Below are 6,521 nucleotides of genomic sequence, written 5' to 3'. Positions count from 1 at the left end.
AAAATGATTTATCCCGAATTGACGTTAATTACCTCACCTTAAACACACAGGAATTGTTATGCCGCCAGCCGAGCGAACCCTGCGGGTCGAGGCCATCGTCCTGCGTCACAGCGATTGGGGCGAGGCCGACCGCTTGCTCAGCCTCTTCACCCGTGAAGAGGGCAAACTGCGCGCCATTGCCAAAGGCGTGCGGCGGCTGCGTTCGCGTAAAGCCGGGCATTTGCAGCCGTTTACACGCGTCAAGTTGATGCTGGCGCACGGACGGGATCTGTGGATTGTTACCCAGGCCGAAACGGTGGCCGCTTACCTTGCCCTGCGCGAAGACCTGGAGCGGATTGCCCATGCCAGTTATGCGGTGGAGTTGCTCGACCGCTTCACTTATGAAGAAGGCGCAAACCGCCCCCTGTTCGACCTGCTCGCCATTACTTTGCAGCGCCTGAACGAAGGTCAACCGCCCTTTACACTGCTGCGTTACTACGAACTGCGCCTGCTCGATCTGCTCGGCTTCCGCCCGGAGTTGTTCCGTTGTGTGGGGTGCGGCGACGAGATTCAGCCACAGGACCAGTTCTTCTCTCCGCTGCTAGGCGGGGTGCTTTGCCCGCGCTGCGGCTCACAGGATGCCTCCGCCCGCCCCATTTCGGTCAATGCCCTGCGTTTTCTGCGCCATTTTCAACGCAGCACCTACGCCGAAGCCACCCGCGCGGTGATTCCCGTGCCGGTTCAGCAAGAAATGGAAACCCGCATGCAGGATTACCTGACTTATTACCTGGAGCGCGGATTGAATACACCCGGGTTTTTACGCGCCGTGCGCCGGCGCAAAACCGATTAATCGTTCAGCGCTGCGGCACGCTCGGCAAAACTGAGCGGACGGTTGTACTGCTGAAAACCCTGCACGGTGATGCGGCGCAGCAGCCACAGCGACACCATCAGACTGACGGCAAACAGAAAGAAGACAATCACGTACCCTGCCAGCGGGCTGCCGCTCAGCAGGCTGATCAGGTCACGTAATACGCCGCTGGAAAGTGTGCCAATCAGCCGCGAGAGGGCATTGGCAATGCCCCACGCCCCAATGTACAGTCCCACCCGTTCGGTGGTCATGTCCAGCATCAAAGAGAGGTTAGACACGGTTGCCAGGCCGCTGCCCAGCCCCAGCAACACCACCCCGGCGTAAAATACGGCGCTGATTTCCAGCAATCCGCTCAGCGCAATCATCAGGAAGGCTGCCGCGGCAACCCCGCCGCCAATTTGGGCAACCCGCCGCTTGCCCATGCGCCGCTCCAGCAGGCTGGCGCTGGCCAGCGTGATGAGCATGCAGGTGCCCCAAATCGAGGTGATGCGGGTGGTAGCCGCCACGGGCAGGTCAAACGCCTGGGCGGCAAACGGTTCCAGCAGCACATCCTGACCGAGAATGGCCGCCAGCAGCAGAATCAGGTAAAAGAAAAAACGGCGCGCCACCGGGTTGGCAAACACCACTTTGAGGGTGCTGGTCCAGCCGGTGCGTTCTTCATCCGGCACACTTTGGAGTGGTTTGGAATGGCGCGGTTCCAGTCCTGCCAGCCCAATCATTCCCAGCAGCAAGGCCGCCCCGGCAACCATCAAAAAAGCGGTTTGCAATTGCTCCGGTGAGTAATTCACCAGCAGGCGGCTGAGTGTGGCGGCCGTGAAGATGATGGCAATAATCATCAGCGTCATCATCACCGCTACTGTGCGGCTGCGTCCCCGTTCACCGGTCAGTTCCGAAGCCAGCGAAAAATAACTGACCGCTGCCAGATTGTAGCCCATGCCCCACGCAGTAAAGGTCAGCAGGGTGAAAATCAGCCCCAGCAGCGGATTTTCCGGCATGGTGAACACAGCAAACGGCGCAACCCCCAGCGCTGCCACGCACAAAAGCAACCCCAGCGCAATGTAGGGACTGCGCCGCCAGCCCAAAATGGGGTGACGGTCAGAGTATGACCCAATCATCACCTGAATGGGAGCAAACAGATACGGCAGGGAGGCCAGCAGGGAAACCAGCGCAGCGGAAAGGGCCAGTTCCTTGATCATGACACGGTTGAGGGTGCTGTTGATGGGCACCAGCGTCATCGCCACGGCAACATGAATGAACGAGATTTGCAGGATTTTTCTCATCATAATCGCCATTGTAAGCCATGGCGATTAAAGGCGAATTAAAGAATGGCCTGTGTAAAACGGATGAATTTCAAATCATCCTTTCATTCTTCAAGGAAATGACCTTTATCACCCGCGGCACGGCAGAGCATTCATGGATTAACGTCCTGTTGAGCGAGCGCGGCAATCTGATTTTTGACCCCCACCCACCTCCCCCAATATCGCTTTCGTGATATTGGGGGAGGCGAAGGAGGGGGCAATTGATCAGAACGGGTGCGTGTCACTGCGCTGGGAGTGGCATTATTTTTTTGAATCGCTTTGGCGCTTTGGGGCTCAATTCCGAGCCTTCGGCCTGTTTGACTTTTTCCCTTCCCATCCAATCGCTGCGGCGATTTTACAGGAAGAGGCGAAGGCCGGAATCACTCATATCGTTCCAAAAGGATTGGAAAGACCGCGTAGTCGTTGAGCGGTGGAGTGAGCTGCAGTTGATTGCTGCCAACACATTCATATAAAAAGGCTACTTCGCCCTTGGCTGCATCACCCAACAATGCCGCCTCCAGGTCGGTTCGCTCCCCAAAAACTTCCACCTGAAAAACAATGCCGCTGGTTTGCTGATTGTTGAAGATCACTTTATTGCCCTCAATTCGATAAGAAGCAAAGCCAACACCATCCAGAATAACGTCCATGGGGATTTCAGTCGTACCGACTTTGATGGAGGCAGACTGAGTGAACTCAATCGCTTCAAGCAAAATAGAACCGTCAAGGTTGAACTGATACCAGGCATTTCCGGACGTGCCCTGATAGGTGATATCGGTCCCTTCAAACGCGGTTTGAAAATAAGGTGACATATCGGTAACAATCCAGCGTCCAATCAGGCAGGAATCAGCGACATCGGGTGTGTCCGTCAGCAGGGGGGTTGGAACGGCGGTTGGCAGAGGCGCTTCGGTCGGCACAGGCGTGGGTGGGAAGGTCGGAACGGCGGTAGGCGCAGCCGGCGAGGACACCTCCGGCAGCGCAGGTGAATCGCCGCTTCCCGCACAGCCGGCCGCAGCCAGCAAGAAGATGCCCCCGAACAGGAGAAAGATTTGAAAGCGGTTGAATGGTTTCATGAAAAGTTCTTCCCGTATTATTGGATAAATTCACTGAAAATTATAAGAAATTATCGAGTCACTTTCAAGGTATTTTTTATCGTTGATATGGATTGATCCGTTGTAGATTTTTTCAGCCGTAACTTTTAGTCACAAACGACGACTATAAAGACATACAAAGCCCTATTACAGAGGTTTATCATGTCAAATTCTCACTCTCCACTGGCAATTTTCTCAATTCCAGTTGTGTTCATTTTAGGCGTGTTCGCGTTGATTCAATTCCTGCCGATTGGTAAAGATCAAACCAACCCGCCGGTAGTTGCCGAACCAAATTGGGACAACCCGCAAACCCGTGAAACTTTCCTGCGCGCCTGCGGCGATTGTCACAGCAATCAGACGGTTTGGCCGTGGTACAGCAAGATTGCGCCGGTTTCCTGGTTAATCAGCCGGGATGTCAACGAAGGGCGAAGAAAACTCAATGTATCGGAATGGGGAGTACGCAAAAACGATGCCGATGATGTCGTTGAGGTCGTACAAAATGGCGAAATGCCGCCCTGGTTTTATTTGCCCTTGCATCCCGAAGCACGCTTGAATGCAGACGAAAAACAGGCTTTCCTGCAGGGTCTGACAGCCACCTTTGGCATGGATGAGTCATTTGAAAAAGAGGATGATGATTAGCGCTCTTAATTGCGGTGTGGGTGTGCATGTCAGATTAACTTAACGTCAATTCGGGATAAATCATTTTTAGATCAACTTTCGAATTTTTGTCCCCCTCCCCGCCTCCCCCAAAATCGCAAGGGCGATTTTGGGGGAGGTGCAGGTGGGGGTGGTTGGTATTGCCTGCAAGGTTTTGATCTTATCCCGAACTCACGTTAACTTATCCCCAATTGAATAAAGTTTAAAGAGATTCGTAGAGTCAGTAGGGGCTGGGGATATGTGGATAAAACATCTGTTTTTGCAATTTTGCCCGTACAGGTGGGGGGCAGGGCTGTCATATCCCCTGTATGCGGGGCTGATTTTTTCTGCCGATTGGGGAGAAATTCTGTGGATGAAAAGTGTATGAATACAAGGAAAAGCAGTGTTTCTCAGGGTATTTTTTATATCTGGCGCACTTCCTCCGACTACCCCCATATATAGGGGTCGCTGATCGAGCCGAGAGAGGGATAATTGGAGGATTTATCCCCAATTTTCCACATCAAAATCAACTTATCCACAGTTTTTCCACATTTATCCACAGATAACGTGGAAAAAACAAAAAAAGAACCGCAGGGCAGGATACCCACCTGTGGGGGTGTGTACGGCAGATTTTTACACACCGTACTGTTTTCCCCACAGGTCGAGCGTTTCCTCAACCGTATCCAGATAAGCATCCACGGCTTTCAAGCGTTCGGGCAGGGCTACGCTCGAAAGTCCCAGCCTGCCGCAGGCATTCTGCCAGCCGCTAAGAACGGCTGCGTCGTCCGGCTGAGCGCGGGCGGCGCGCGTCCAGGTGCGCAGCAGCAGCCACAACGCCGCCGCGGGTGAATCTTCGCCAAGCGCGAGGACGGCGCGCTCGTAATACGGCAGGCGGGTGGGGTCAAGGCGGGGAGATTTTTCCTCCCGATTACCAGCGGACTGCAGGGCAAGCCGCCAGTTTTCCAACAGGTTTTGAATCAATTCCAAACTGGCCGGGTCGTCCTGAATCAGGTCGGCCAGGCCGGCGGCCATGCCCGGCCGGCCGGCGGCTTGCGCCCTTTGGGAAAATTGAATTAAAAACCGACGTTCTGTCAGGGGTGTGCCGTACAGGACACTGACGGCGTTGGAGGCGTTTTCGAGTATATCCAGATACTGATGAATTTGTTGAGGGGTAGCCTGGGCCGGCTGAGATTGCAAATCCAGCCAGGATTGACGGGCCTGATCACTGAACAGACGGGCGCGCTGCAGCACATACTCCGGCAGATCGAACTGGGCGCCGGCGCTTGCCTGAGTAAATTCGAACCAGTGCCCAATATCGTGCAGGACAATCGGGTTGGCGCACAAGAAGGAGCCGATCCAGTTATCGGCACGCAGGCGGCGCGGCTGCTGAAAGACGCTCTGCGGCAGATGAGCAATGTCCAGATGAATTTCGTCGGTCAACCGCACAATTTCACGCGGGTAGGGCGGCAGCGTCGAATGGACAAAGATCAGGTCAATATCGGTGGTGCCGCCCAGCAGCGGTTCTTCGCCGAGCAGCGAGCCGGTCAGGTAAATGCAAACCAGACTGCGGTCGCGCCGCGCATAACGCTCGGCGCTTTCGCGGGCCGCTTTGTGCAGGGCTTCCAGAGTGATGCGCATTGGCTTACCTCCTCAGGGAAAAGGTCAATTCGAATGCCCCGATTCGGCTGGTGAATCCAGCGGTAATTCCGGCTGAAAGGGGGAAAGGCGCAATGCCTGCCGGATGCGGTTCTCGATCCATTCGAGGTCTTGTTCATTGCGCACAAAATCCAGCGGGTCGCTTTCGATGACCAGCACCGAAAAGCGCGGATTTGAAGAGAGGAAGAAATCATCATACGCCCGATTGAGTTCGGCAATGTAATCGCGTTCCATGTTGCGCTCGTAGGGGCGGTCGCGCAGGGCGATGCGCTGCAAGAGGGTATCGGTGCTGGCGCGCAGGTAAACCACCAGATTGGGGGGGATGATTTTTTCAATCAGGGCTTCGTGAACGCGGTAGTAGGTTTCCAGTTCATCGCCTTTCAGGTTGATGCGCGCAAAGAGGGCGTCTTTTTCAAAGGTGTAATCGCTGATCAGCGGTTTTTCCTCGGCCAGCAGGGCGGGAACGCTGTAACGCTGCTGGTTGTAGCGGCTGAGCAGGAAGAAGATTTGCGTCTGAAAGGCGTAACGCGCCCGGTCGGCGTAGAAACTGCTCAAGAAGGGGTTTTCTTCAAAGACTTCCAGCAGCAAGTTGGCTTCAAAGCGCGGCTGAAGCAGCCGCGCCAGGGTGGTTTTTCCCACTCCAATGACGCCTTCTATGGCAATGTACATGGATGACTCCTGTGCGATGAGGTTGTTGTGGGGGTTATGGTGTTGTTTACGTTACTCCGAGCGCAGCGACACTCACCTTTGCTGAAGGGAAACTCCCCCTCCCGCCTCCCCCAAAATCGCCCGGCGATTTTGGGGGAGGTGCAGGTGGGGGCTAAAGGCAACCTTTTTACTTCTCGGCCAACTATTGTACGCATTCGTCAGAATATAAACAAAGTACCGCAAATGCCTCATTCAAGCGGAATTCTTTGCAATGCTTCAATCTGCTGGCGGATGAAGTCATAACCGCCCTGCCAGAAAGATGGCTGGCTGACATCCACGCCCGCTTCG

The 6,521-nt window shown here is 54.8% G+C and carries 7 protein-coding genes; 3 read left to right on the top strand and 4 right to left on the bottom strand.

Translation table 11 applies throughout. The annotated features are described in order from the left end of the window. Positions 1-58: 58 nt before the first annotated feature. A complete protein-coding gene (recO, locus tag ACWIZX_RS14535; protein ID WP_448336293.1) occupies positions 59-829 on the top strand; it encodes a DNA repair protein RecO in 771 nt (256 codons plus the stop codon). Here the strand turns inward: recO and ACWIZX_RS14530 are convergent. Next, positions 826-2,130: a BCD family MFS transporter gene (locus ACWIZX_RS14530; RefSeq protein WP_448336292.1), complete on the bottom strand. Its 1,305-nt coding sequence runs from the start codon at positions 2,128-2,130 to the stop codon at positions 826-828. The two genes, recO and ACWIZX_RS14530, sit on opposite strands and share 4 nt — an antisense overlap. A gap of 17 nt (positions 2,131-2,147) precedes the next feature. Here ACWIZX_RS14530 and ACWIZX_RS14525 point away from each other — a divergent pair, with 17 nt between their 5' ends. Beyond that, a complete protein-coding gene (locus ACWIZX_RS14525; protein WP_322792821.1) occupies positions 2,148-2,339 on the top strand; it encodes a hypothetical protein in 192 nt (63 codons plus the stop codon). A gap of 186 nt (positions 2,340-2,525) precedes the next feature. On the opposite strand, the gene ACWIZX_RS14520 is transcribed toward ACWIZX_RS14525, so the two are convergent. Next, positions 2,526-3,215 carry a hypothetical protein gene (locus ACWIZX_RS14520; RefSeq protein ID WP_448336291.1) on the bottom strand — a complete coding sequence of 230 codons (690 nt, stop codon included), beginning with the start codon at positions 3,213-3,215 and terminating at the stop codon, positions 2,526-2,528. 180 nt (positions 3,216-3,395) lie between these two features. Here ACWIZX_RS14520 and ACWIZX_RS14515 point away from each other — a divergent pair, with 180 nt between their 5' ends. Then, the gene (locus tag ACWIZX_RS14515; protein WP_448336290.1) at positions 3,396-3,872 is read left to right on the top strand and encodes a heme-binding domain-containing protein; all 477 of its coding nucleotides are present in this window, start codon (positions 3,396-3,398) and stop codon (positions 3,870-3,872) included. A gap of 630 nt (positions 3,873-4,502) precedes the next feature. Here ACWIZX_RS14515 and ACWIZX_RS14510 read toward each other — a convergent pair. Next, complete coding sequence (locus ACWIZX_RS14510) at positions 4,503-5,507, bottom strand: hypothetical protein (RefSeq protein ID WP_322792824.1); 1,005 nt, start codon at positions 5,505-5,507, stop codon at positions 4,503-4,505. Between the two features lie 24 nt (positions 5,508-5,531). Beyond that, complete coding sequence (locus tag ACWIZX_RS14505; protein WP_448336289.1) at positions 5,532-6,194, bottom strand: deoxynucleoside kinase; 663 nt, start codon at positions 6,192-6,194, stop codon at positions 5,532-5,534. Positions 6,195-6,521: the final 327 nt, after the last annotated feature.

It is taken from the genome of Bellilinea sp. (assembly GCF_053501535.1).
Note: the sequence above shows the minus strand (reverse complement) of the source record. Positions and strands in the feature narration are given on the sequence as shown.

Bases quoted from the DNA above. Each gene is read 5' to 3' on its own strand.
- recO (WP_448336293.1), top strand. From the start codon at position 59: ATGCCGCCAGCCGAGCGAACCCTGCGGGTCGAGGCCATCGTCCTGCGT.
- ACWIZX_RS14520 (WP_448336291.1), bottom strand. From the start codon at position 3,215: ATGAAACCATTCAACCGCTTTCAAATCTTTCTCCTGTTCGGGGGCATC.
- ACWIZX_RS14515 (WP_448336290.1), top strand. From the start codon at position 3,396: ATGTCAAATTCTCACTCTCCACTGGCAATTTTCTCAATTCCAGTTGTG.
- ACWIZX_RS14530 (WP_448336292.1), bottom strand. From the start codon at position 2,130: ATGATGAGAAAAATCCTGCAAATCTCGTTCATTCATGTTGCCGTGGCG.
- ACWIZX_RS14510 (WP_322792824.1), bottom strand. From the start codon at position 5,507: ATGCGCATCACTCTGGAAGCCCTGCACAAAGCGGCCCGCGAAAGCGCC.
- ACWIZX_RS14505 (WP_448336289.1), bottom strand. From the start codon at position 6,194: ATGTACATTGCCATAGAAGGCGTCATTGGAGTGGGAAAAACCACCCTG.
- ACWIZX_RS14525 (WP_322792821.1), top strand. From the start codon at position 2,148: ATGGCGATTAAAGGCGAATTAAAGAATGGCCTGTGTAAAACGGATGAA.